Raw genomic sequence first — 23,435 nt, forward strand, 5'->3', positions numbered from 1 at the left:
ATTGAAAATTATCTGGCTGTCGAGCGTGGCGCAGCAGCGCCCGTCCACATTCGCCTATCGCCAGGGTGTGTGAAGCCCAATTCCAGATTAAAAGGATTCGCAACGAATTTTCGTTAACTTGAGGTTGCTTTGGTTCAGAACGATCTTTCGTCTCCGCTGCGCGCATGTCTGCAGAGCCGTTTCAGTCGAAGCTGTACCGGACTGGACGTTTGTCCGACGTCTTGCGCGATCTGACGTCGGCCGTCCGCAGAGGGCAGCAACGTGATGCGTACCAACGATCCGGGGTTTTAGCGCAGGTGTCGGCCGCGCCCCGCAGACGGATTTCGACCCTGGTCATGGGCCGCTTCGCGCGGACCGTGATGGCACGCGCCTCCAGCGGCTCGGTGGCGTTGACCCGGTTGTGGCCAGGCCGCACCGACCGTCTGATCATCGCGCCGCACGATCTGCGCACCGCGGATGCAACTCGCGCCGCCGAAATCTATGCCGGCCGCTTCGTGTTCGCCGGCAAGATCGTCACCTGCCACGGCCGCTCGATCTTCGATCTCGAACCGCCTTCCGACGACTGGGAAGCCGCGCTGCTCGGCTTCGGCTGGCTGCGCCACCTGCGCGCCGCCGACACCGCGATCACCCGCGCCAACGCCCGCTCGCTGGTCGACGACTGGCTCAGCAACATGTCGCGCACCGGCCCGGTGGGCCGGCGGCCGGACGTGCTGGCGCGGCGGGTGATCTCGCTGCTGTCCCAGGCGCCGCTGGTGCTGTCCGACACCGACGGCAAGTTCTATCGCCGCTACCTGCGCGGCCTGACCCGCGAAATCCGCGCGTTGCGCTACGCACTGCTCGACGTGCAGGACGGCGTGCCGCGGCTGCAGGTGCTGATCGCGCTGTGCTACGCGTCGCTGTGCCTCGCCAACCAGGCGCGGCAGATCCGCGGAGCCACCAAGAAGCTGTCGGACGAGCTGCAGCGTCAGGTCCTGCCGGACGGCGGCCACATCTCGCGCAATCCGGGGGCGCTGATCGATCTGCTGATCGACCTGCTGCCGCTGCGCCAGACCTTTGCGGCGCGCAACATCGCGCCGCCGCCGGCGCTGCTGAATGCGATCGACCGGATGATGCCGATGCTGCGGTTCTTCCGCCACGGCGACGGCAATTTCGCGCTGTTCAACGGCATGAGCGCGACACCGTCGGATCTCTTGGCGACGCTGCTCGCCTATGACGACAGCCAGGGCACGCCGCTCGCCAGCATGCCGCATTCCGGCTACCAACGGATCGACGCCGGCACCACGCTGGTGATCGCCGATGCCGGCACGCCGCCGCCCGCCAATGTCAGCCAGGAGGCGCATGCCGGCTGTCTGTCGTTCGAACTGTCGTCGGGTAATTGCCGGATCGTGATCAACAGCGGCATGCCGACCACCAATCGCGAGAGCTGGCGCGGTTTTGCCCGCTCCACGGTGGCGCACTCCACCGTCACCTGCCACGACACCTCGTCGTGCAGCTTCGTCGAGCGCTCGGCGATGAAGCGCTTCCTGCACGGCGCGCCGGTGGTCGGCGGGCCGCGTCAGGTCGAGAACCGCCGCGAAGAAGTTGCCGGCGGCGTGCTGCTGACGACGTCGCACGACGGCTACCGCGACAAGTTCGGCGTGCTGCATCGGCGGGTCTTGATGGTGAAGCACGACGGCAGCCGGCTCGACGGCGAGGACAGCCTCACTCCCGTGCAGGGCGGCCGCCACCGCGCTGCGCAGGCCGATTTCGCCGTGCGCTTCCACCTGCACCCGCTGGTCAAGGCCAGCCGTTTGCACGATGCCCGCGGCGTGATGCTGGTGCTGCCCAATCGCGAAGTCTGGACCTTCGAGGCGGCCGACGACAAAGTCGATCTCGAAGAGAGCGTGTTCCTGGCCGGCAATGACGGGCCGCGGCGCTCGACCCAGATCGTGATCCGGCAGAATTCGATCGAGGCGCCGAACGTGCGCTGGAGCCTGATCCGCTCCAATGCCTCGCCGCAGACCACCAGCGCCCGCCGTGCCGCCCGCCGCGAGCCGGAACTGCCGCTCTGAAGCGTCTTTCCGACGATGAGGGACAGCGGTTCGCCGACAAAACCCGCCAAATCCGCAATTCTGAGCGACCTTGGTCGCCGTTGTGGCGGCCGGCGAAAACTGCTACCGAACCCACGCCTCGCGCGACTGGCGACGTTAGGATGGAGCACCATCGGGAAGCGCGGGACGTATCTGCCGCGCGCCTGGGCATAGCTTTCCTTCCAACAGAAGATCGTGCCCCATGACCCAGAATCCCCGTCGCGTCACCCGTGCCCTGTTGTCCGTCTCCGATAAGACCGGGCTGATTGATTTCGCCCGTGCGCTCGCCAGCCACGGCGTCGAGCTGGTTTCGACCGGCGGCACCGCCAAGGCGATCGCCGCGGCCGGTCTCCCTGTCAAGGACGTCTCCGACCTCACCGGCTTTCCCGAGATGATGGATGGCCGCGTCAAGACGCTGCATCCGAAGGTGCATGGCGGCCTGCTGGCGATCCGCGACAATGCCGAGCACAAGAACGCGATGGCCGAGCATGGTATCGCGCAGATCGACCTGCTCGTCGTCAACCTGTATCCGTTCGAGGCGACCGTCGATAAGGGCGCATCCTACGAAGACTGCATCGAGAACATCGACATCGGCGGCCCGGCGATGATCCGCGCCGCGGCGAAGAACCACGACGACGTCGCGGTGGTGGTCGAGGCCAACGATTATCAGGCCGTGCTCGACGAACTCGCGGCCAACAACGGCGCGACCACGCTGAATTTGCGCAAGCGGCTCGCCGCCAAGGCCTATGCGCGCACCGCCGCGTATGATGCGGCGATCTCCAACTGGTTCGCGCTGCAGCTCAAAACCGATGCGCCCGACTTCCGCGCGATCGGCGGCCGGTTGATCCAGTCGCTGCGCTACGGCGAGAATCCGCATCAGACCGCAGCGTTCTACGCCACGCCGGAAAAGCGCCCGGGCGTCGCCACCGCGCGCCAGGTGCAGGGCAAGGAGCTGTCCTACAATAACATCAACGACACCGACGCCGCCTATGAGTGCGTCGGCGAGTTCGACGCGGGGCGCACCGCGGCCTGCGTCATCGTTAAGCACGCCAACCCTTGCGGCGTTGCCGAAGGCGCGAGCCTGCTCGACGCCTATCGCAAGGCGCTGGCCTGCGATTCGGTGTCGGCGTTCGGTGGCATCGTGGCGCTGAACCGCACCCTCGATGCGGAAGCCGCGCGCGCCATCACCGAGATCTTCACCGAGGTGATCATCGCGCCCGACGCCACCGAGGAAGCGGTCGCGATCGTGGCGGCAAAGAAGAACCTGCGGCTGCTGCTGGCGGGAGCGCTGCCCGATCCGCGCGCCAACGGCCTGACCTACAAGACCGTCGCCGGTGGTCTGCTGGTGCAGAGCCGCGACAATGCGGTGGTCGATGACATGGCGCTGAAGGTCGTCACCAAGCGGCAGCCGACCGAAGCCGAACTACGCGACCTGAAGTTCGCATTCCGCGTCGGCAAGCACGTCAAGTCGAACACGATTATTTACGCCAAGGACCTCGCCACGGTCGGTATCGGCGCCGGTCAGATGAGCCGCGTGGACTCCGCCCGCATCGCCGCCCGCAAGGCGCAGGATGCGGCGGCCGAACTGAAGCTCGCGGCACCGATGACCAAGGGCTCGGTGGTCGCCTCCGATGCGTTCTTCCCGTTCGCCGACGGCATGCTGGCCTGTATCGAAGCCGGCGCCACCGCGGTGATCCAGCCCGGTGGTTCGGTGCGCGACGACGAAGTGATCAAGGCCGCCGACGACGCCGGCATCGCCATGGTGTTCACCGGCACCCGGCACTTCCGGCACTAAGGCGCTCCGACGGCTTTCTGTCTCACTTGGTTGCTCCCGAACTCCGTCATGGCCGGGCTTGTCCCGGCCATCCACGCCTTTTCTGAGTTTCAGTCAGCAAGGCGTGGATGCCCGGCACAAGGCCGGGCATGACGTGGGGAAGCGAAAGTGCCCGCTTCTGAAGATCGCAGTTCTGGATAGCTGCACGAACGATTGCCATCCAGCTCAGCGATCAAGCCGCAGCACCTTCTCGCTGAGCGGCACGGAGCGTAGTTCGCCGGCTTTCGACCGCAGCGGCCAGATCGTGCAGCACCGTTTCGGTTGTCGCCCAGTCGATGCAGCCGTCGGTGATGCTCTGGCCGTAGTGCAGCGGCCGGCCCGGTACCACGTCCTGCCGACCGGCCACCAGATTGCTCTCGATCATCACGCCGATGATGCGGTTCTCGCCCGACGCCAACTGACGTCCGATATCGGCCGTGACCTTCGGCTGGTTGTCCGGCTGCTTGCTGCTGTTGGCGTGGCTGGCGTCGATCATCAGTCGCGGCGCCAGACCGATCTTGCCGAGCACCGCCGCTGCGGCTTCCACATTTGCGGCGTCGTAGTTCGGCGTGACGCCGCCGCGCAGGATGACGTGGCAGTCGCTGTTACCAGTGGTGGCCGCGATCGCGTTGCGCCCGCCCTTGGTCACCGCCATGAAATGATGCGGCTGCGCCGCGGACTTCACCGCCTCCGCCGCAATCCGGACGTTGCCGTCGGTACCGTTCTTGAAGCCGATCGGGCAGGATAGGCCCGAAGCGAGTTCGCGGTGGATCTGGCTCTCGGTGGTGCGTGCGCCGATCGCGCCCCAGGCGACGAGATCCGCAATGTATTGTGGCGTGATCAGGTCGAGGAACTCGGTGGCGGCCGGCAGCCCGAGATTATTGACGGCCGACAGCACTTCACGCGCCAGCCGCAGCCCCTTGTCGATCCGGAAGCTGCCGTCGAGGTCGGGGTCGTTGATCAGGCCTTTCCAACCGACGGTCGTGCGCGGCTTTTCGAAATACACCCGCATCACGATCTCGAGCCGGTCGGCCAGGGTCTCGCGCAGCGCCGCCAGACGATTGGCATAGTCCATGGCCGCGGCCGGATCGTGAATCGAACACGGGCCGACGACGACGAGCAGCCGGTTGTCGGCCCCGGTCAGGATGGCGTGAATCGCGCTGCGGCTCGCCGCGACGGTGCGTGTCGCGGTCAGGGTGCGCGGAATCTCGCCCATCACTTCGGCAGGCGTACTCAGTTCGGTGATTTTCTGAAGGCGAAGGTCGTCTGTGGTGGTCAACACGGCAGTTTGCTCCTGTTCAGGAGACCTGCCGGCTGAAACAAAAAAGCCGCCAGGTCTGGCGGCTTGTCGGATTTAATGCAGCAATCTTCAGATCGCGCGAAATCCTCCCGCCGCCAGCGAGCTGCTAAAGTAAAAGTACCAGTACGAGGCGGTCAGGTGGATCATACCCGCTCATATAGACCAGGCCGGCACGTTTGTCCACGCACCGGCGCGATCACTCCGCCGAGCGCCGAACCTGGGTCAGCAGCGCCAATCCGGCGACGAAGAACAGCACCAGCACGGCCATACCGGCTTTTTGGCTGCTCGCCAGCGCCGTGACGGTCGCGATCAGCAGCGGGCCGATGAACGAGGTGACTTTGCCGGTGAGGGCGAACAGGCCGAAATACTGCGCGATCCGGTCTCGTGGGGCGATCCTGATCAGCAGCGTGCGCGATGCCGCCTGCAGCGGGCCGCCGGCGATGCCGATCAGGCAGCCGAGCAGCAGGTAAGCACGCTCCGCCGGGGCGGCGAACAGCCCGCCGCCCGGTTGCGGCGGCGTCACTTCGATCAGCAGCACGTGGCCGGGATCGATCATCAGAATGCCGGCGATCGCGAGCAGCAACAGCAGCAGAGCGCCGATGATGACCCGTTTCGAGCCGAAGGCATCGTCGAGGCGGCCGCCGACGAACGCACCGATGGTGGCGGCGATCGCCAGGATGATGCCGAAGGTGCCGATCTGGATCGTGCTCCAGCCGAAGGTGCCGGTGGCGTAGATTCCGCCGAACGCGAACAACGACACCAGCCCGTCGGTGTAGATCATGTTGGCGAGCAGGAAGATCGCCAGCGAGCGCCGCCGCGGCAGATCGCGCAGCGTCTCGCGGAGCTCGCGCAATCCCTCGCGGATTGCGGCCCGCGGCGCCAGCTTGGCCGGGAAATCCGGTGTCAGCAGAAACATCGGCATCACGAACACCACGAACCAGACCGCGGTGAGTGGCCCGCTGATCCGGTCGCCCTCATGCTGTGCCGGTTCGAGCCCGAACCACGGCGCGATGCCGAGCAGCGTCTTGCCGGTCTCAGGACTGGCGGCGAGGAAACCGAGTACCAGCACCAGCGACAGGATGCCGCCGACATAGCCGGTTGCCCAGCCGGTGCCCGAGAGACGGCCGATCTTTTCCGGCGGCACCAGGTTCGGCATCATCGCATTGTTGAACACGGTGGCGAACTCGACCCCGATGGTGGCGATCGCATAGGCGATCAGCAGCGGCAGGATCAGGTGAGGTTCGCCCGGCTTGCCGAACCACATCAGCATCGATCCGATCACAAGCATTCCGCCGAACAGCGCGATCCACGGCTTGCGCCGGCCGCTGGCATCCGCAATCGCGCCGAGCACAGGAGACGCCAGCGCGATGACGAATCCGCTCGCGGCGGTGGCGAAGCCCCACAGCGATTGGCCGGTCGCCGGATCGGGCGCCACGTAGGTGGCGAAATAAGGCGCGAAAATGAAGGTGGTGATCAGCGTGAAGTACGGCTGCGCGGCCCAGTCGAACAGGATCCAGCCGGTCACGGCGGCCTGCGGCGGATAGCGGACCGGTTCACGAGTCTGCGCGATGTCTTCCGCAATCGATGACGACATCTTGTTCCTTCCGCCGGCCGGGCCGCCTTTTGCCTCGCGGCTTCGATTGCCTATAGGATTCGTCCGGCGCGTGGCAGCCCGCCGGCATAAATCGGAGTCGCTCGATGATCACACTGCGCATCCCGCATCGCATCCTGATGACGCTGGCTGCGCTGGCGCTGGTGGTGATCCCGCTCGCCGCGCCCGCGCAGGACATGCGCAGCGGCGTGGCGCGCGGGCCGGCCCAAGCCGTGGTCGCCAAACACGGCATGGTGGTGGCGCAGGAACGGCTTGCCGCCGAAATCGGCGCCAGCTTCCTGGCCCGCGGTGGCAACGCGATCGATGCCGCGGTGGCGACCGGATTTGCCATGGCGGTGACCTATCCGCGCGCCGGCAATCTCGGCGGCGGCGGCTTCATGGTGATCCATTCCGCGGCAAAGAATGAGGACGTGGCGATCGATTATCGCGAAACCGCGCCGCAGGCCGCGACACAGGACATGTTCCTGACGGGCGGCAAACCCGACCCGGACAAATCGCGCAAATCCGCGCTCGGCATCGGCGTGCCCGGCACGGTGGCCGGGTTGGCGCTGGCACTCGATAAATACGGCTCCGGCAAGTTCAAGCTCGCGGACGTGATCGCGCCGGCGATCGCGCTGGCACGGGACGGCATCGAGGTTGCCGACGACACCGCCGACACGCTGCCGGATTGGCACCGCTGGCTGTCGCGCTGGCCCTCGACCCAGAAGGTGTTTGCCCGTCCCGACGGCTCGCCGCTGCAGGCGGGCGACAGGCTGGTGCAGCCCGATCTGGCCGCCACGCTCGAAGCCATCGCCCAGCAGGGGCCGGATGGATTCTATCGCGGGCCGGTCGCCGAGAAGCTGTCGCGCGGCATTCGCGACGCTGGCGGGCTGATCACGCCCGAGGATCTCGCCGGCTATCAGCCGATGCTGCGCACGCCGCTGCGTGGCAGCTATCGCGGCTACGATATCGTGGCGATGCCGCAGCCGTCGTCCGGCGGCGTGGTGCTGATCGAGAGCCTGAACATCCTCGAAGGCTACGCGATGCGTGATCGCGGGCAGGGCACGGCGCCGTCGCTGCATCTGCTGATCGAGGCGATGAAGCGCGCCTATGCGGATCGCGCCCGCTATCTCGGCGATCCCGCGTTCACCGAGGCGCCGGTCGCAAAGCTGCTGTCGAAGGATTACGCGACGAGCCTGCGGGCCGGGATTGATCCGCAGCGCGCGACGTCGGTGGATCAGCCGCTGCCGCAGCCGCGCGAGGGCGACAATACCACGCATTTCTCGGTCGCCGATGCCGATGGCAATGCGGTCAGCAACACCTACACGCTGAACTTCTCGTATGGGGTGGGGCTGGTGGCGGATGGCACCGGCGTGCTGCTCAACAACCAACTCGATGATTTCACTGCTGCACCCGGTGCTTCGAACGCCTATGGCCTGGTCGGCTTCGCCGCCAATCTGCCGGCGCCCGGCAAACGGCCTTTGTCATCGATGTCGCCGACGATTCTGCTGAAGGACGGCAAGCCGGTACTGGTGACCGGCTCGCCCGGTGGCAGCCGCATCATCTCGGCAGTGCTGCAGGTGATCGTCGATGTCATCGATTACCGGATGAATGTCGCCGACGCCGTGGCGGCGCCGCGGCTACATCATCAGTGGCTGCCGGATGAGGTCCGGGTCGAGCACGGATTTCCGGACGCAACGCTGGAAGTACTCCGCGCCATGGGTCACCGCGTCGTCACGCCGCTCGGCCAGACTTCGGCGAACTCGATTTGGATCGACGCCGACGGCTTCCATGGCGCCGCCGATCCAAGAACCCGCGGCGCCACGGCGGCGGGGAATTGATCTGGCAACTCATCGACTTTGAAGCATGAGCTTTTCCGAAGATGATGGATGCGCGGGCCTTCGCCGCGCCGAAGGGGCTTCGGCCCCGCAGGCGGGGCAAGCCCGCGCATGACGTCCAGCAGGCGCAACCTCTGGCCGCAAGCGGACCCGGCTGGCGCCTGCTAGCCTTCCGGTGACTTCGATTTTCGGAGAACCGGCGCTACTCTCGCGGGAGACCGGTCCGGTTTGCACGAAGGGGGAGGACGTCAGATGGCATCACTGCAGGGTAAGACGCTGTTCATCACCGGGGCGAGCCGCGGCATCGGGCTCGCCATCGCGCTGCGGGCGGCGCGGGACGGCGCCAATGTGGCGATCGCCGCCAAGACGACCGAGCCGCATCCGAAGCTGAAGGGCACGATCTACACCGCCGCCGAAGAGATCGTCGCGGCCGGCGGCAAGGCGCTGCCGCTGGTCTGCGACATCCGCGACGAAACGCAGGTGGTCGACGCGATCGGCAAGACGGTGGCCGAATTCGGCGGTATCGACATCTGCGTCAACAACGCCAGCGCGATCAGCCTGACCAACTCGCAGGCCACCGACATGAAGCGCTACGACCTGATGATGGGGATCAACAGCCGCGGTACCTTCATGGTGTCGAAATATTGCATCCCCCACCTGAAGAAGGCCGCCAATCCGCATATCCTGATGCTGTCGCCGCCGCTCGACATGAAGGCGAAGTGGTTCGCGGCGTCGACCGCCTACACCATGGCGAAGTTCGGCATGAGCATGGTGGCGCTCGGCCTGTCGGACGAACTGAAGCACGCCGGCGTCGCCGTCAACGCGCTGTGGCCGCGCACCACGATCGCGACCGCCGCGGTCGGCAATCTGCTCGGGGGTGACGCGATGATCCGCGCCAGCCGCACGCCGGAGATCATGGGCGACGCCGCCCACGCGATCCTGACCAAGCCGTCGCGCGAATTCACCGGCCAGTTCTGCATCGACGACAGCGTGCTGTACGAGTCCGGCGTGCGCGACTTCGAGCCGTATCGGGTCGATCCGAGCGTACCGCTGATGTCGGATTTCTTTGTGCCCGACGACAGCGTCCCGCCGCCCGGCGTCACCGTCACGCCGCTGCCGATGGGGTAGGCAGTGAGCGTCAACGTCGTCACTGCGAGGAGGCGAAGCCGACGAAGCTATGCAGGAGCGCCGAGCATAGAGCTGGATTGCGTCGCTTCGCTCGCAATGACGAGGCCTGACGGCTCTTGCTACTACGCTTTCCCGATCTCGTAAGGCCCGCCTTTTTCCAGCGCGCGATTGTAGGCGGGGCGGGCGTGGATGCGCTCCAGCCAGGCCAGCGCCTTCGGGTAGCGCTGGTCGAGACCGCCGCGCGAAGCGGCGGCTTCCAGCGGAAAGCTCATCTGGATGTCGGCGGCGGTGAACTCGTCGCCGGCGAAATAGGCAGCCTTGCCGAGTTCGCTCTCCCAATAGTCCATGTGCAGCTTGAGCTGCGGATCGACGAAACCTGCCAGCGCGCCGGACGCCACCATCTTCACCAATGGGCGTACCAGCGCCGGGGCACGCTTGGGCATCATCGAGAACAGCAGCTTCAGCAGTAGCGGCGGCATCGCCGAGCCCTCGGCGTAATGCAGCCAATAGGTGTAGCGCAGCCGCTCCGGGGTGTTCGGCGGCGGGATCAGCCGGCCGTCCCCGTGGGTGCCCACGATGTATTCGATGATGGCGCCGGACTCGGCGATTGTGTTGCCGTTGTCGGTGATCACCGGCGACTTGCCGAGCGGATGGACGGTGCGCAGCTCCTTGGGCGCCATCATGTCCGGCTGCCGTTGATAGCGCTTGATCTCGTAAGGGGTGCCGAGCTCCTCCAGGAGCCACAGCACACGTTGCGAGCGAGAATTGTTGAGATGATGGACGGTCAGCATGTCGCGAAGATCCCGGGTGTCTGTCAGTGATTGAAGCGGCACCAGCCGTGAGAACGCGCCCCGCCTTAGCAGAGTTTCCGCGGCGCGGGACATCACAGTTCCGAAGGTCGCGAGCCTCGCCTGCGACCCGGTTGATCGGCCGCGGCTGACGCGCTACGGTCGATATGGAATGACGATAATCATATAACGCGACCCCGTCGCTGCCGGAGGAGACCATGACCCAGCCCGCCCCGCAATTCCTGTTCGATGTCGGCAGTCCCAACGCCTTCCTGGCCCACCAGGCGATCCCGGCGATCGAGCGGCGGATCGGCGTCAAATTCGACTACGTGCCGGTGCTGCTCGGCGGCATCTTCAAGGCCACCAACAACAAATCTCCGGCCGAGACGCTGGCCGGGGTCAAGAACAAGCGCGAATTCCTTGTGGTGGAAACCGAACGCTTCCTGAAGCGCTATGCGGTCAAGCCGTATGTCTGGAATCCGCATTTCCCGGTCAACACGCTCAACCTGATGCGCGCCGCGGTCGCGGCGCAGCTCGAAGGCGTGTTCGACAAATATGTCGAGGCCGCGTTTCACCATATGTGGGCGGAGCCGAAGAAGATGGACGATCTCGAAGTCGCCGCGGCGGCGCTGTCGTCGTCCGGGCTGGACGGCAAGGCTCTGCTGACCCGCGCGCAGGAGCCGGATGTGAAAGCGAAGCTGATCGCCAGCACCGAAGACGCCGTGCAGCGCGGCGCGTTCGGCTCGCCGACCTTCTTCGTCGGCACTGAGATGTTCTTCGGCAAGGAACAGCTCCGCGACGTCGAAGAGATTTACGGCTGAGCGTCCGTCCTCATGGTGAGGAGGCGCGCAGCGCCGTCTCGAACCATGAGGACGAGACCTTGCCACTCATTCTTCGAGACGCGCGCAAAGCGCGCTCTTCAGGATGAGGACCGATCGCATTGATCATGTCACCCCCAACTCAACCATCCGGAGACGCCAGCATGACGCCACGCAACGCAACCGTCGCGGTGATCGGAGCCGGCGATTACATCGGCGCGGAGATCGCCAAGAAGTTTGCCGCCGAGGGCTTCACCGTCTTCGCCGGCCGTCGCAACGGCGACAAGCTGGCGCCGCAGGTGGCGGAGATCGAGGCCGCAGGCGGCCAGATCGTCGCGCGGTCGCTGGATGCCCGCAAAGAGGACGAGGTGACGGCGTTCCTGAACGACGCCGACGCCCACGCGCCGCTCGAAGTGACGATCTTCAACGTCGGCGCCAACGTCAATTTCCCGATCCTGGACACCACCGACCGTGTGTTCCGCAAGGTCTGGGAGATGGCGTGCTGGGCCGGCTTCGTGTCGGGACGGGAGTCGGCGCGGCTGATGCTGGCGCGGGGCCAGGGCAAGATCTTCTTCACCGGCGCGACCGCGTCCTTCCGCGGCGGCTCGGGCTTTGCGGCGTTCGCCTCCGCCAAATTCGGGCTGCGTGCAGTGGCGCAGTCGATGGCGCGCGAACTGATGCCGAAGAACATCCACGTTGCGCATCTGATCATCGACTCTGGCGTCGACACCGCCTGGGTGCGCGAGCGCCGCGAGCAGGTGTTCGGCGCGGATGCGCTCGCCAATCCCGATCTGCTGATGCCGCCCGCAGCCGTGGCCGGGGCCTACTGGCAGCTCTACCAGCAGCCCAAGAGCGCCTGGACCTTCGAGATGGAGATCCGCCCCTATGGCGAAAAGTGGTGATGCCGGACGTCCGACCAAGCGAATGAAAGTCATTCGCTGAGCCGTGCCTCATTCTTTCGTCTAGCGACAGGCGAGCGGCGATCCGCCGAGCCTCGTGTGCCGCCGAGGGGGTGCGCCGCAAGCCACGATGGTTCTTGCAATTTCGAGGCATTTCATCGAAAAGCACGAGGTGTCGATCGCACCGCACAAAATGCCCATTGCAGTGGCGCGAATTTGGGCATTTTGATCTCGATCAAACGTGCGGTCCCGAAACCGGGGATGGTGCCGTCACCTGCCCGCCGAAGAAAAGATTGATCAGATGAATCAAGCCCTGAATTCGAAGAGGATCACCCTGGGCGAGGGTGGTCTTACGGTCGTGTTCGCACTGACCACGATCCTGTCCATCTATGCGGCGATGTTCGCCAAGGATGCTCCCTTCGCATTTCACGCCTCGCTCGCGGCCGCGTGCAGCGCCTGGGCGGTGTTCGCGATCATCGTTCGGTACCGGAGCCGTTCCGGACTGCCGCCGCAGGAGATCAACGGCGTTCCGAATTACAATTTCGGGCCGATCAAGTTCATGGCCTTCATGGCGATGTTCTGGGGCATCGCCGGCTTCACCGCCGGGCTCTACATCGCGCTGGAGCTGGCCTATCCCGGCCTCAACGTCGCCCAGTGGGTGAATTTCGGCCGGCTGCGACCGCTGCACACCTCTGCGGTGATCTTCGCTTTCGGCGGCAACGTGCTGCTGGCGACCTCGTTCTACGTCGTGCAGAAGACCACGCGGGCGCGCCTCGCCGGCGACCTCGCGCCGTGGTTCGTGGCGCTCGGCTACAACTTCTTCATCGTGATCGCCGGAACCGGCTATCTGCTCGGCGTCACCCAGTCGAAGGAATACGCCGAGCCGGAATGGTACGCCGATCTGTGGCTGACCATCGTCTGGGTCACCTACCTGCTGGTGTTCCTGGCGACGCTGATGAAGCGCAAAGAGCCGCACATCTACGTGGCCAACTGGTTCTATCTGGCCTTCATCATCACCATCGCGGTGCTGCATCTCGGCAACAATCCGACGCTGCCGGTCAGCTTCCTCGGCTCGAAGTCCTACATCGCCTGGTCGGGCGTGCAGGACGCGATGTTCCAGTGGTGGTACGGCCACAACGCGGTCGGCTTCTTCCTGACCGCCGGCTTCCTCGGCATCATGTACTACTTCATCCCGAAACGGGCGGAGCGGCCGGTCTATTCCTATCGGTTGTCGATCATCCACTTCTGGGCGCTGATCTTCCTGTACATCTGGGCCGGTCCGCACCACCTGCACTACACCGCGCTTCCGGACTGGACGCAGACCCTCGGCATGACGTTTTCGATCATGCTGTGGATGCCGTCCTGGGGCGGCATGATCAACGGCCTGATGACGCTGTCGGGCGCGTGGGACAAGCTCCGCACCGATCCGGTGCTGCGCATGATGGTGGTGTCGGTCGCGTTCTACGGCATGTCGACCTTCGAAGGGCCGATGATGGCCATCAAGGCGGTCAACTCGCTCAGCCACTACACCGACTGGACCATCGGCCACGTCCACTCCGGCGCGCTCGGCTGGGTCGGTTTCGTGTCGTTCGGCGCGCTGTACTGCCTGGTGCCGTGGGTCTGGGGCCGCAAGCAGCTCTACAGCATCCGCCTGGTGAACTGGCACTTCTGGATCGCCACCCTCGGCATCGTGCTCTACATCTCGGCGATGTGGGTGTCCGGCATCCTGCAGGGCCTGATGTGGCGTGCCTACACCTCGCTCGGCTTCCTTGAATACTCGTTCATCGAGTCGGTCGAAGCGATGCACCCCTTCTACGCCATCCGCGCCGCCGGCGGCGGCCTGTTCCTGATCGGCGCGCTGATCATGGCCTACAATCTCTGGATGACGGTTCGCGTCGGCGAACGGTCCGAGGCTCAGCCTCGCGTCGCCCTGCAGCCTGCCGAGTAAGGAGAGCAAGCAATGTCTATCTGGGCTCGGCACAAAATCTTCGAGACCAACTCGGTCGTCCTGATCGTCGGCATCCTGATCGTCGTGGCGATCGGCGGCCTGGTCGAGATCACGCCGCTGTTCTACCTGAAGAGCACCATCGAAAAGGTCGACGGGGTCCGCCCCTACACCCCGCTCGAGCTCGCTGGGCGCAACGTCTACATCCGCGAGGGTTGCTATCTGTGCCACTCGCAGATGATCCGTCCGCTGCGCGACGAAATCGAACGCTACGGACACTACTCGCTGGCGGCGGAATCGATGTACGACCATCCGTTCCAGTGGGGTTCCAAGCGGACCGGCCCGGATCTCGCCCGGGTCGGCGGCAAGTACTCCGACGACTGGCACGTGGCGCATCTGAAGAATCCGCGTTCGATCGTGCCGCAGTCGGTGATGCCGGCCTACGCGTTCCTCGGACAGAACAAGGTCGATCTCGCCAGCCTGTCGGATCATCTCAAGACCAACCGGACCCTCGGCGTTCCTTATAGTGACGAGGACATCGCCAAGGCGGCGTCCGACGCCAAGGCGCAGGTCGATCCGGACGGCGCCGAAGCGGCAGACTTGGTCAAGCGCTATCCCAAGGCGGTGGTCCGCAATTTCGACGGCCAGACCGGTGATCCGACCGAGCTCGACGCGCTCGTCGCCTACCTGCAGATGCTCGGCACGCTAGTCGACTTCAAACTGTACGACGGCAAAGCCAATCTTCGCTGAGGCGGCGACATGAAAGCGATCATCTACTTCGACAACATCGCGTCCAGTTTGGTCACCACCTGGTGGACGCCGCTGTTCGTGGCCATTTTCGTCGCCATCGTGGCGTATGCGCTCTGGCCGAAAAACAAAAAGGCGTTCGACGAGGCAGCCCAGATGCCGCTGCGAGAGGACTGAGACGATCATGGCTGACCACTCACATCACGTCGAAATCGACAAGGTTACAGGCACCGCCACCACCGGCCACGAATGGGACGGCATCAAGGAACTCAACACGCCGCTGCCGCGGTGGTGGATCTGGACCTTCTACGCCACCATCATCTGGTCGATCGGCTACTTCATCGTCTATCCGGCGTGGCCGATGGTGAACGGTTACACGCGTGGTCTGTTCGGCTACTCGTCGCGTGCGGAACTCGACGTCGATCTCGCCAAGCTCGACCAGGTCCGCGGCGAGAAGATGCAAGCGCTGGCGACTGCCTCGCTGGAAGAGATCGAGAAGAATCCGGCGCTGCTGGCGCTGGCTCGGGCCAAGGGCAAGGTGGTGTTCGGTGACAATTGCGCGCCGTGCCACGGCTCCGGCGCCGCCGGCGGCAAGGGCTACCCGAACTTGAACGACGACGACTGGCTGTGGGGCGGCACGCTCGAACAGATCGAAAAGACCATCAAATTCGGCGCGCGTTCCGGCCACGACGACGGTCACATGGGCAACATGCTGGCGTTCGGCAAGGACGGGGTGCTGACCAAGGAGCAGATCGTCGAGGTCGCCAACTACGTCCGTTCGCTGTCCGGCCTGTCGACCCGGCCGGGAGTCGATCTGGCCGCGGGCAAGCAGGTGTTCGCCGACAATTGCGTCGCCTGCCACGGCGACGACGCCAAGGGCAACCAGGAGCTCGGCGCGCCGAATCTGACCGATCGGATTTGGCTGTACGGTAGCGACGAGGCGACGATCATCGACACCGTCACCAACGGCCGTGCTGGCGTGATGCCGGCCTGGATCGGGCGTCTCGATCCGACCACGATCAAGGCGATGGCGGTGTACGTCCACTCGCTCGGCGGCGGCAAATAGCCGCCGCTTCGGCGGGCGCGCGGAACCGGCGTGTCGGGGGCACGCGAGGTTGTGATCCGCGCGCTCTGAATTGAGCTTGCGCTCGACGCTGGAAGGGAAAAGAACCCTCGCTATGAACAAGCCCCTGCGCGCCACTGATCTTCAGCCGGACGACGACGGTCCGCTGTACACGGCTCAGAAGAAGATCTACCCGCAAAGCGTCACCGGTCCGTTCCGGCGTATCAAGTGGATCCTGATGGCGGTCTGCCTCGGGATCTATTACTTTTTGCCGTTCGTGCGCTGGAACCGCGGCCTCGGCGCGCCCGATCAGGCGGTGCTGATCGACCTTGCGAACAACCGGTTCTACTTCTTCGCCATCGAGCTGTGGCCGCAGGAAATCTATTATTTCACCGGGCTGCTGATCGTCGCTGCGATCGTGCTGTTCCTGATGAATTCGCTCGGCGGCCGGGTGTGGTGCGGCTATCTCTGCCCGCAGACGGTATGGACCGATCTGTTCTACGCGGTCGAGCGGTTCGTCGAAGGCGACCGCCGCGAGCGGATGCGCAAAGCCGGCGAGGGTTTCAAGCTGCAGCGCGCCGCGGAGTTGGCGCTGAAGCACTCGATCTGGCTGATGATCGCCTGGTGGACCGGCGGCGCCTGGGTTCTGTACTTCGCCGACGCGCCGACACTGATCAAGGAGCTGGTCACCTTCGACGCGCCGATGGTGGCCTATATCTGGATCGGCATCCTCACCTTCACCACCTACACGCTGGCCGGCTTCATGCGCGAGCAGGTCTGCGTCTACATGTGCCCGTGGCCGCGGATCCAGGCGGCGCTGACCGACGAGTGGGCCCTCAACGTCACCTACAAGTACGACCGCGGCGAAAAGCGCTCGTCGCTGAAGAAGGCGGCGCAGCTCCGTGCGCTGGGTGAGCCGGTCGGCGATTGCGTCGACTGCAATCAGTGCGTCGCGGTGTGTCCGACCGGCATCGATATCCGTAACGGGCCGCAGCTCGACTGCATTCAATGCGGCCTGTGCATCGACGCCTGCGACAACGTGATGAAGAAGATCGGCCGGCCGACCCGGCTGATCGGCTACGACAACGACATCAACATCCATCGCCGGATGGAAGGTAAGCCGGAGATCTTCAAGCCGATCCGGGCCCGTACCGTGATCTATACGGTGATCATTGTCGCGATCGGCGGTGCCATGCTTTACAAGCTGGCGAACCGTACCCTGCTCGACGTCAACGTGCTGCACGACCGCAACCCGGTGGCGGTGCGGCTGTCCGACGGTTCGGTCCGCAACGGCTACACCGTCCGCTTTCTCAACAAGCGCGGATTCGACCGCGTCGTGGCGATCGACGTCGAGGGTCCGCCGAATGCGGTGATCCACGTCGTCGGCTCGGACTCGATCACGCCGGACCGGCCGATGATCATTCTGGGGCGCGACACCACCACCGAGCTGCGGGTGCTGGTCGACTCCAACTCCGCCGACGACACGCCGCAGTCGGTGCCGGTGACGTTCCACGTCACCGATATCGGGCTCGGCGAGGTCGCCTCCACCAAGGACGTCTTCGTCACGCCCTGATCCGAACCGGAGCCTCTCCATGAGCCGTTCGCAATCATCGCCCCGTCCTCTCACCGGCAAGGTCGTGCTGGCGGTGCTGGTCGCCTTCTTCGGTGTCGTGTTCGGCGTCAACGGGCTGATGATGACGCTGGCGATCAAGACTCTTCCGGGCACCGAGGTCGACAGTGCATATGCGGCCAGCCTGGCCTATGAGCGCGAAATCCTGGCGGCGCGGGACCAGGATCAGCGCGGCTGGAAGGTCGATGCCAAGCTCGAGCGCAAGCCGAACGGCGCCGCCGTGCTCCAGGTCGAGGCGCGCGACAAAGTCGGCCTGCCGCTCGCCGGTCTGAGCTTCTATGGCCGGCTCGAGCGCCCCTCCGACAAGCGCTTCGACCGCGAGGTGACGCTCGCGGAAGTCGGCGCCGGTGTGTATCGCGGCGATGCCGACAGCGTGTTGCCCGGTCGCTGGGATCTGGTGCTGGAGGGAGACAAGAACGGTATTCGCCTGTTCCTCTCCAAGAACAGACTGATGTTGGACTGATCGCCGATCCGGCGTGCGTGACGAGGATCGCCGAATGCTACAGACGCGGGACTTTTCGCACTACGTCAAAGACGTCGACGGCCGGATCGTGCATCTCGACCTCGCCGTGGAAGGCGTGCACTGCGCGAGCTGCATGGCGAAGATCGAGCGCGGCCTGCAGTCGATTCCCGACGTGACGCTGGCCCGCGTCAATCTCACCGACCGTCGTCTCGCGGTGGAGTGGAACAAGGGTAGCGCGCTCGAGCCCGGGCAGTTCATCGATCGGCTCGCCGAGCTGGGCTACAAGGCCTATCCCTACGAGCCGGTGCGGGCCGAAGTCGAAGAAGCAGAGCGCACCAGGTTCCTGCTGCGCTGCCTCGGCGTCGCGGCCTTCGCCACCATGAACGTGATGATGCTGTCGGTGCCGGTGTGGTACGGCGGCGACCTCAGCCCCGAGGCGCGCGATTTCTTTCACTGGCTGTCGGCGCTGGTGGCTCTGCCCTGCGCCGCCTATGCCGGGCAGCCGTTCTTCCAGTCGGCCTACCGCGCACTGAAAGCCAAGAGCGTCAACATGGACGTGCCGATCACGATCGGCATCACGCTGGCGCTCGGGATGTCGCTGGTCGAAACCATCAACCACGCCGAACACGCTTACTTCGACGCCGCGGTGATGCTGATTGCGTTTCTGCTGGCGGGCCGGGTTCTCGACCAGAAGATGCGGCAGAAGACGCGCGCGGTCGCCGGCAATCTCGCCGCGCTGAAGGCGGAGACGGCCACCAAGTTCGTCGGCCCCGACGAGATCAGCGAAGTGCCGATCGCCGCGGTGCGCGCCGGCGACATCGTGCTGCTGCGGCCGGGCGAGCGCTGCTCCGTGGACGGCACGGTGATCGAAGGGCGCTCCGAGATCGACCAGAGCCTGATTACCGGTGAAACCCTGTATGTGCCCGCTTCTCAGGGGACGCAGGTCTATGCCGGCACGCTGAACATCTCCGGAACGCTGCGGGTTCGCGTCGCTGCGGCTGCCGAAGGCACGCTGCTCGCCGAGATCACCCGACTCCTCGACCATGCGCTGCAGGCGCGCTCGCGCTATGTCCAGCTCGCCGACCGTGCCTCGCGTCTGTATGCGCCGGTGGTGCACATCACCGCGCTGCTGACGGTCTTCGGCTGGGTGCTGGCCGGCGCGAGCTGGCACGATTCGATCGTGATCGGGATTGCGGTGCTGATCATCACCTGTCCCTGCGCGCTCGGCCTCGCAATTCCCGCGGTGCAGACGGTGGCGTCGGGTGCGATGTTCCGAGCCGGCGTGTTGCTGAATTCCGGCGATGCGATCGAGCGCGCCTCCGCGGTCGACACCATCGTGTTCGACAAGACCGGCACGCTGACCCTGCCGGAACTCGACGTCGTCAACGCCGCGTCGGTGCCGCCGGAGGCGTTCGAACTCGCCGGCCGGCTGGCGCTCGCCAGCCATCATCCGGTCGCCGCCGCGGTGGCGCGCGCAGCGCAGGCCAAGGCGCCGCTGCCCGGTGTCGTCGAGGAGCCGGGGCGCGGCGTCCGTGCGATCTTCGATGGCGAAGAGCTGCGCCTCGGCAGCCCGGCGTTCTGCGGTGCGGACAGCGAAGCCAACGCAGTCCTCAGCGAAGATCCCGAAGTGTCGGTGGTGGCCTTCAGCCGTGGCGACCAGCGTCTGGTCTTCGCCGTGCGCCAGTTGCTGCGGCCGGATGCGGCCAAGACCATCGATGCGCTGCGCAACCGTGGCATCAGCGTCGAGCTGTTGTCGGGCGACCGCGAACCGGCGGTACGTCACGCTGCGGAGGCGCTCGGCGTCGGCGCCTGGCGCGCAGCAGTCACACCGGCAGAGAAGATCGCCCACATCGAGGAGCTGAAGGCCAAGGGACGCAACGTGATGATGGTCGGCGACGGAATGAACGACGCTCCGTCACTCGCCGCCGCCCATGTGTCGATGTCGCCGATCAGCGCCACCCATCTCAGTCAGGCGACCGCCGACCTGGTGTTCCTCGGCAAGGAACTGGCTCCCGTGCTGGCCGCGGTCGACTATTCGCGCAAGGCGATGGCGGTGATGCGGGAGAATCTCGGCCTCGCCATCGGCTACAATATCCTGGCAGTGCCGATCGCGATTGCCGGTTACGCCACTCCGCTGATCGCCGCATTGGCGATGTCCGGCTCGTCGGTGCTGGTGATGCTGAACGCGATGCGGGCGCGCCGGGTTCGCCGGGGAGGCGCATCATGGAAGTGATGGTCATCCTGGTGCCGCTGGCGCTGGCGCTCGGCCTGCTCGGGCTGATCGCGTTCCTATGGTCGTTGAAGAGCGGCCAGTATGACGACCTCGACGGAGCCGCCTGGCGCGCGATCGCCGACGACGAACCGCCCTTGCCACCGCCGGCCGAGACGCCGGCAGAAAAGCGAGGCTGACATGGCGATGCTTGCTTATGACGACCGCCCTAGGATCACTGCCCTGAGCGAAACAGGGGCGCGGTCCGCCGCTGGCCCGGCGCCCGATCCGGCTGCCGCTGTCTCCGCCGACGTCGATGCGCCGGTCGAGCCCGACGACGAGGTGCAGGAGCGCTGGTTGCAGGCGCAGCCTTGGCCGCGCCGTTGGTTCGCGCGGTTCTACCGCGCCTTGCGCAAGCTGCAGCCGGCGTTTCCGCCGATGTCGTGCTGCTGACCGGCTGCTTTGTTCCCGCCTCGTCAGGTCGTCGCTGCACCGGAAGCGTCAAGGGCTTTTCATCCGGGTGAAACAGAGCGCGGCTATCAGGCCGGCGTACCCGCTCGATCGAGCGAGTCGCCGAGCAAAGAAGTGCCGCCATGTCTCATGCCTTCATCATCGAAGTCGATTCGCGCGCCGCAGGCATCGTCGTCCGCGACGGCCGCAGCTTTCGCTTTCACGCCGCTTGTGATGACTTCTCCGGCCTCGAGGGGCAGGGGTTCCGCTCGCCCGGAGACGCCCAGAAGGCGGCAGTTCGTCATTTGGGGGCATACCCGGCGGGTCGGAGTCCTAAGCTGAAGGTTGCCTAGGGCGGCTCGTTTCTGAGGGGATCGAGACTCCGATTCCAAATCTTCGCAACGCGCGTGACCTCCTGGGGGAGGAGCGCAAAGTGCTGTCTCGCACCATGCGTCGCAAATTCTGCGCCGGTGGCTCAGGACTTGCTGCTGGCGGCAAGGCGGTTCCGCTCGAATCCATGCACGACGCGGCGCTGCTGACCGTCTGGTCCGGCGTCTGACGCGGTAGGATCGAGCTTCCTGGCGGAACCAGCGCTTGCGTGGAATTTTTTTCCAACTATGATCGATGCAATTATCGTCTTTGGAAGAAAGTTCTCAGTTTCATGGCTGACACCGATGTTGGCGTCGTCGAACCCGGCCGGCGGCTCGATGCCATCGACCGTAAGATTCTGACCGTCCTGCAACAGGATGCCTCGTTGTCGGTGGCCGAGATCGGCGATCGGGTCGGGCTGTCGTCGACTCCTTGCTGGAAGCGTATCCAGCGACTCGAGGCCGATGGCGTGATCATCAAGCGGGTGGCGCTGGTCGATCAGGACAAGATCGGGCTTGGTCTGTCGGTGTTTGTCTCGATCGAGAGCGGCGATCACTCCGACGCCTGGCTGAAGACTTTCGCCGATGCGGTCAGCGCAATGCCCGAGGTGATCGAGTTCTACCGGATGGCCGGTGACGTCGACTACATGTTGCGGGTGGTTGTCGCCGACATGCGCGCCTACGATCAGTTCTACAAGAGGCTGATCGGCACAGTGCCGCTAAAGAACGTCACGTCGCGTTTTGCGATGGAGAAAATCAAGTCGGTGACGGCGCTGCCGGTTCCGCCGATGCCGGTATCCTAATCGTCTGATTTCGCTTAGTCGCACGATATCGGTCGACGAATCAGCAATTCTGGAGGCGGTGCAGCAATTGCTCGTTCAAGGGTAGTTAGCTGCCTTTGTAAATTGTGACGGTTGTTAGTTGTCGACTCATCAGTCAATCTGCACAAACTAACAGCAATCGAAGGTTGTCTTTGCGCGTCTTTCCCTGTTTTTGGTTTAGTCCTCATTAGGACAATTCACTCAAATTATCTACGGCGCCATGCAGCGCCGGGGATGGAAACATATGCACGCCGCAGCCGTTCGCAGAGACGATCCGGCCGGTGAGCCCAAGGCGGATGATCGCGCCGATGTCTCTGCGCTGGTGGCGCGGCTGACGTCGGAGGTCAACGAGATTGCCTGCGGCAAGACCCGGACGATCCAGAAAATCACCAGTCAGATGAAGATTCTGGCGCTCAACGCGCTGATCGAAAGCGCTCGTGCCGGCAAGCATGGCGCCGGCTTCGCCATCGTGGCTCAGGAAGTTCGTAACGTCGGCGCCCAGATCGAGCAGATCGCCCGCGATCTCGAAACCCAGCTCACCCGGCGAACCGGCGAACTCATCGATTCGATCGACAACATGACCGAACGGTCGCGCGGCGACCGGCTGGTCGATCTCGCGCTCAACGCGGTCGAGCTGATCGATCGCAATCTCTACGAACGAACCTGCGACGTTCGCTGGTGGGCGACCGATTCGGCGGTGGTCGATTGCGCCGCCGATCCTTCGCGTAAGGCTGGCGCCCACGCCTCCGAGCGAATGGGCGTGATCCTCTCGGCCTACACGGTGTATCTCGATCTGTGGCTGTGCGGTCTCGACGGGACCGTTCTGGCCAATGGACGGCCGGACCGGTTCGCCGTGGCGGGCAACAACGTCGCCGGTCAGGCGTGGTTCAAGGAAGCGCAACGGCTGCGCAGCGGCGACGACTACGTCGCCGGCAATATCGAGCGGTCGCCGCTGCTCGGCGGGGCTCAGGTCGCCACCTATTGTGCCAGCGTTCGTGCGGACGGGCGCAGTTCCGGCGCGCCGCTCGGCATTCTGGCGATTCACTTCGATTGGGAAGCCCAGGCCAGGGCGATCGTGCAGGGCGTCCGGGTCGATGATCCCGAACGCACACGGGTCCTGCTACTCGACGCCGATCGGCGCGTGATCGCTTCTTCCGACGGGCGGGGCATCCTTGACGAACGGTTTCCGCTGCAATCCGCGCATCGGACCTGCGGGACCTACCGCGACGGTGGTGGTGCCCTGGTCGGCTTCCATGTGACGCCGGGCTACGAGACCTATCAGGGGCTCGGTTGGTATGGCGTCATCGTTAGTCGCCATGACTGATCGCCCAATGTCGGGGTTGTTCGAGAGAGGTTGCCCAATTCCCTTCCAGATCGGTAACCGAAGTGTAAAGTAAGTTTGACAATTTGGCGCGAGAAGTGGCGTCGGTCGATCAATGCGGCCGAGGAACGCGATGTGCCGGATTTTGTTCCGCCGCGGTCGGAAAGGAATTTC

Annotated in this window: 22 protein-coding genes and 1 riboswitch; of the genes, 19 read left to right on the plus strand and 3 right to left on the minus strand. The window is 65.0% G+C overall.

Features of this window, described 5'->3' with window-relative positions; all coding sequences use genetic code 11:
* Positions 1-335 precede the first annotated feature (335 nt).
* Together FLL57_RS22630 and purH are read left to right on the plus strand one after the other, a co-directional pair.
* Positions 336-2,051, plus strand: a complete 1,716-nt coding sequence (locus FLL57_RS22630; RefSeq protein WP_185966170.1) for a heparinase II/III family protein — start codon at positions 336-338, stop codon at positions 2,049-2,051.
* Between the two features lie 112 nt (positions 2,052-2,163).
* A riboswitch (ZMP/ZTP riboswitch) is annotated at positions 2,164-2,246 on the plus strand.
* A gap of 25 nt (positions 2,247-2,271) precedes the next feature.
* Complete coding sequence (gene purH, locus FLL57_RS22635; protein ID WP_142884074.1) at positions 2,272-3,864, plus strand: bifunctional phosphoribosylaminoimidazolecarboxamide formyltransferase/IMP cyclohydrolase; 1,593 nt, start codon at positions 2,272-2,274, stop codon at positions 3,862-3,864.
* Positions 3,865-4,075: 211 nt separating this feature from the next.
* Here the strand turns inward: purH and FLL57_RS22640 are convergent, their stop codons facing one another.
* Together FLL57_RS22640 and FLL57_RS22645 are read right to left on the minus strand one after the other, a co-directional pair.
* The gene (locus FLL57_RS22640; protein WP_142884075.1) at positions 4,076-5,164 is read right to left on the minus strand and encodes a 3-deoxy-7-phosphoheptulonate synthase; all 1,089 of its coding nucleotides are present in this window, start codon (positions 5,162-5,164) and stop codon (positions 4,076-4,078) included.
* 214 nt (positions 5,165-5,378) lie between these two features.
* Positions 5,379-6,776, minus strand: coding sequence for an MFS transporter (locus tag FLL57_RS22645; RefSeq protein WP_142884076.1), 1,398 nt, complete (start codon positions 6,774-6,776; stop codon positions 5,379-5,381).
* A gap of 104 nt (positions 6,777-6,880) precedes the next feature.
* Between FLL57_RS22645 and ggt the strand changes: the two genes are divergently transcribed.
* Positions 6,881-8,614 (plus strand): gamma-glutamyltransferase, encoded by a 1,734-nt coding sequence (ggt, locus tag FLL57_RS22650; protein WP_142884077.1) that lies wholly within the window; start codon positions 6,881-6,883, stop codon positions 8,612-8,614.
* Positions 8,615-8,863: 249 nt separating this feature from the next.
* Positions 8,864-9,739 (plus strand): SDR family oxidoreductase, encoded by an 876-nt coding sequence (locus tag FLL57_RS22655; protein ID WP_142884078.1) that lies wholly within the window; start codon positions 8,864-8,866, stop codon positions 9,737-9,739.
* 122 nt (positions 9,740-9,861) lie between these two features.
* Here FLL57_RS22655 and FLL57_RS22660 read toward each other — a convergent pair whose 3' ends face one another.
* Positions 9,862-10,530 carry a glutathione S-transferase gene (locus FLL57_RS22660; protein WP_047307879.1) on the minus strand — a complete coding sequence of 223 codons (669 nt, stop codon included), beginning with the start codon at positions 10,528-10,530 and terminating at the stop codon, positions 9,862-9,864.
* A gap of 215 nt (positions 10,531-10,745) precedes the next feature.
* Between FLL57_RS22660 and FLL57_RS22665 the strand changes: the two genes are divergently transcribed.
* From FLL57_RS22665 to FLL57_RS22730, 15 genes are all read left to right on the plus strand, one after another.
* Positions 10,746-11,348, plus strand: coding sequence for a 2-hydroxychromene-2-carboxylate isomerase (locus tag FLL57_RS22665; RefSeq protein ID WP_142884079.1), 603 nt, complete (start codon positions 10,746-10,748; stop codon positions 11,346-11,348).
* A 161-nt stretch (positions 11,349-11,509) separates the two neighbouring features.
* Entirely contained in the window at positions 11,510-12,247 is a 738-nt protein-coding gene (locus tag FLL57_RS22670) for an SDR family oxidoreductase (protein ID WP_142884080.1), read from the plus strand.
* A 298-nt stretch (positions 12,248-12,545) separates the two neighbouring features.
* Positions 12,546-14,192 (plus strand): cytochrome-c oxidase, cbb3-type subunit I, encoded by a 1,647-nt coding sequence (gene ccoN, locus FLL57_RS22675; RefSeq protein ID WP_013499868.1) that lies wholly within the window; start codon positions 12,546-12,548, stop codon positions 14,190-14,192.
* A gap of 12 nt (positions 14,193-14,204) precedes the next feature.
* Positions 14,205-14,939: a cytochrome-c oxidase, cbb3-type subunit II gene (gene ccoO / locus FLL57_RS22680; RefSeq protein WP_142884081.1), complete on the plus strand. Its 735-nt coding sequence runs from the start codon at positions 14,205-14,207 to the stop codon at positions 14,937-14,939.
* A gap of 9 nt (positions 14,940-14,948) precedes the next feature.
* Entirely contained in the window at positions 14,949-15,113 is a 165-nt protein-coding gene (locus FLL57_RS22685; RefSeq protein ID WP_013499866.1) for a CcoQ/FixQ family Cbb3-type cytochrome c oxidase assembly chaperone, read from the plus strand.
* Between the two features lie 7 nt (positions 15,114-15,120).
* Complete coding sequence (gene ccoP / locus FLL57_RS22690) at positions 15,121-16,002, plus strand: cytochrome-c oxidase, cbb3-type subunit III (protein WP_013499865.1); 882 nt, start codon at positions 15,121-15,123, stop codon at positions 16,000-16,002.
* 112 nt (positions 16,003-16,114) lie between these two features.
* Positions 16,115-17,572 (plus strand): cytochrome c oxidase accessory protein CcoG, encoded by a 1,458-nt coding sequence (gene ccoG / locus FLL57_RS22695; protein WP_013499864.1) that lies wholly within the window; start codon positions 16,115-16,117, stop codon positions 17,570-17,572.
* Positions 17,573-17,591: 19 nt separating this feature from the next.
* On the plus strand, positions 17,592-18,092 hold the full coding sequence (locus tag FLL57_RS22700; RefSeq protein WP_013499863.1) for a FixH family protein: 501 nt from the start codon (positions 17,592-17,594) through the stop codon (positions 18,090-18,092).
* A gap of 34 nt (positions 18,093-18,126) precedes the next feature.
* On the plus strand, positions 18,127-20,325 hold the full coding sequence (locus FLL57_RS22705; RefSeq protein ID WP_142884082.1) for a heavy metal translocating P-type ATPase: 2,199 nt from the start codon (positions 18,127-18,129) through the stop codon (positions 20,323-20,325).
* Complete coding sequence (ccoS, locus tag FLL57_RS22710) at positions 20,316-20,501, plus strand: cbb3-type cytochrome oxidase assembly protein CcoS (protein ID WP_142884083.1); 186 nt, start codon at positions 20,316-20,318, stop codon at positions 20,499-20,501. Before FLL57_RS22705 ends, ccoS begins: the two co-directional genes overlap by 10 nt.
* Position 20,502: 1 nt before the next feature.
* Positions 20,503-20,754, plus strand: a complete 252-nt coding sequence (locus tag FLL57_RS22715; protein WP_142884084.1) for a hypothetical protein — start codon at positions 20,503-20,505, stop codon at positions 20,752-20,754.
* Between the two features lie 140 nt (positions 20,755-20,894).
* Positions 20,895-21,104, plus strand: a complete 210-nt coding sequence (locus FLL57_RS22720; RefSeq protein WP_013499859.1) for a hypothetical protein — start codon at positions 20,895-20,897, stop codon at positions 21,102-21,104.
* 80 nt (positions 21,105-21,184) lie between these two features.
* A complete protein-coding gene (locus tag FLL57_RS23645; RefSeq protein ID WP_283811126.1) occupies positions 21,185-21,310 on the plus strand; it encodes a hypothetical protein in 126 nt (41 codons plus the stop codon).
* A 102-nt stretch (positions 21,311-21,412) separates the two neighbouring features.
* A complete protein-coding gene (locus FLL57_RS22725) occupies positions 21,413-21,922 on the plus strand; it encodes an Lrp/AsnC family transcriptional regulator (RefSeq protein ID WP_013499858.1) in 510 nt (169 codons plus the stop codon).
* 262 nt (positions 21,923-22,184) lie between these two features.
* Positions 22,185-23,264: a methyl-accepting chemotaxis protein gene (locus FLL57_RS22730; RefSeq protein WP_013499857.1), complete on the plus strand. Its 1,080-nt coding sequence runs from the start codon at positions 22,185-22,187 to the stop codon at positions 23,262-23,264.
* Positions 23,265-23,435 lie beyond the last annotated feature (171 nt).

This window comes from Rhodopseudomonas palustris (genome assembly GCF_007005445.1).
GTDB lineage: Bacteria > Pseudomonadota > Alphaproteobacteria > Rhizobiales > Xanthobacteraceae > Rhodopseudomonas > Rhodopseudomonas palustris_G.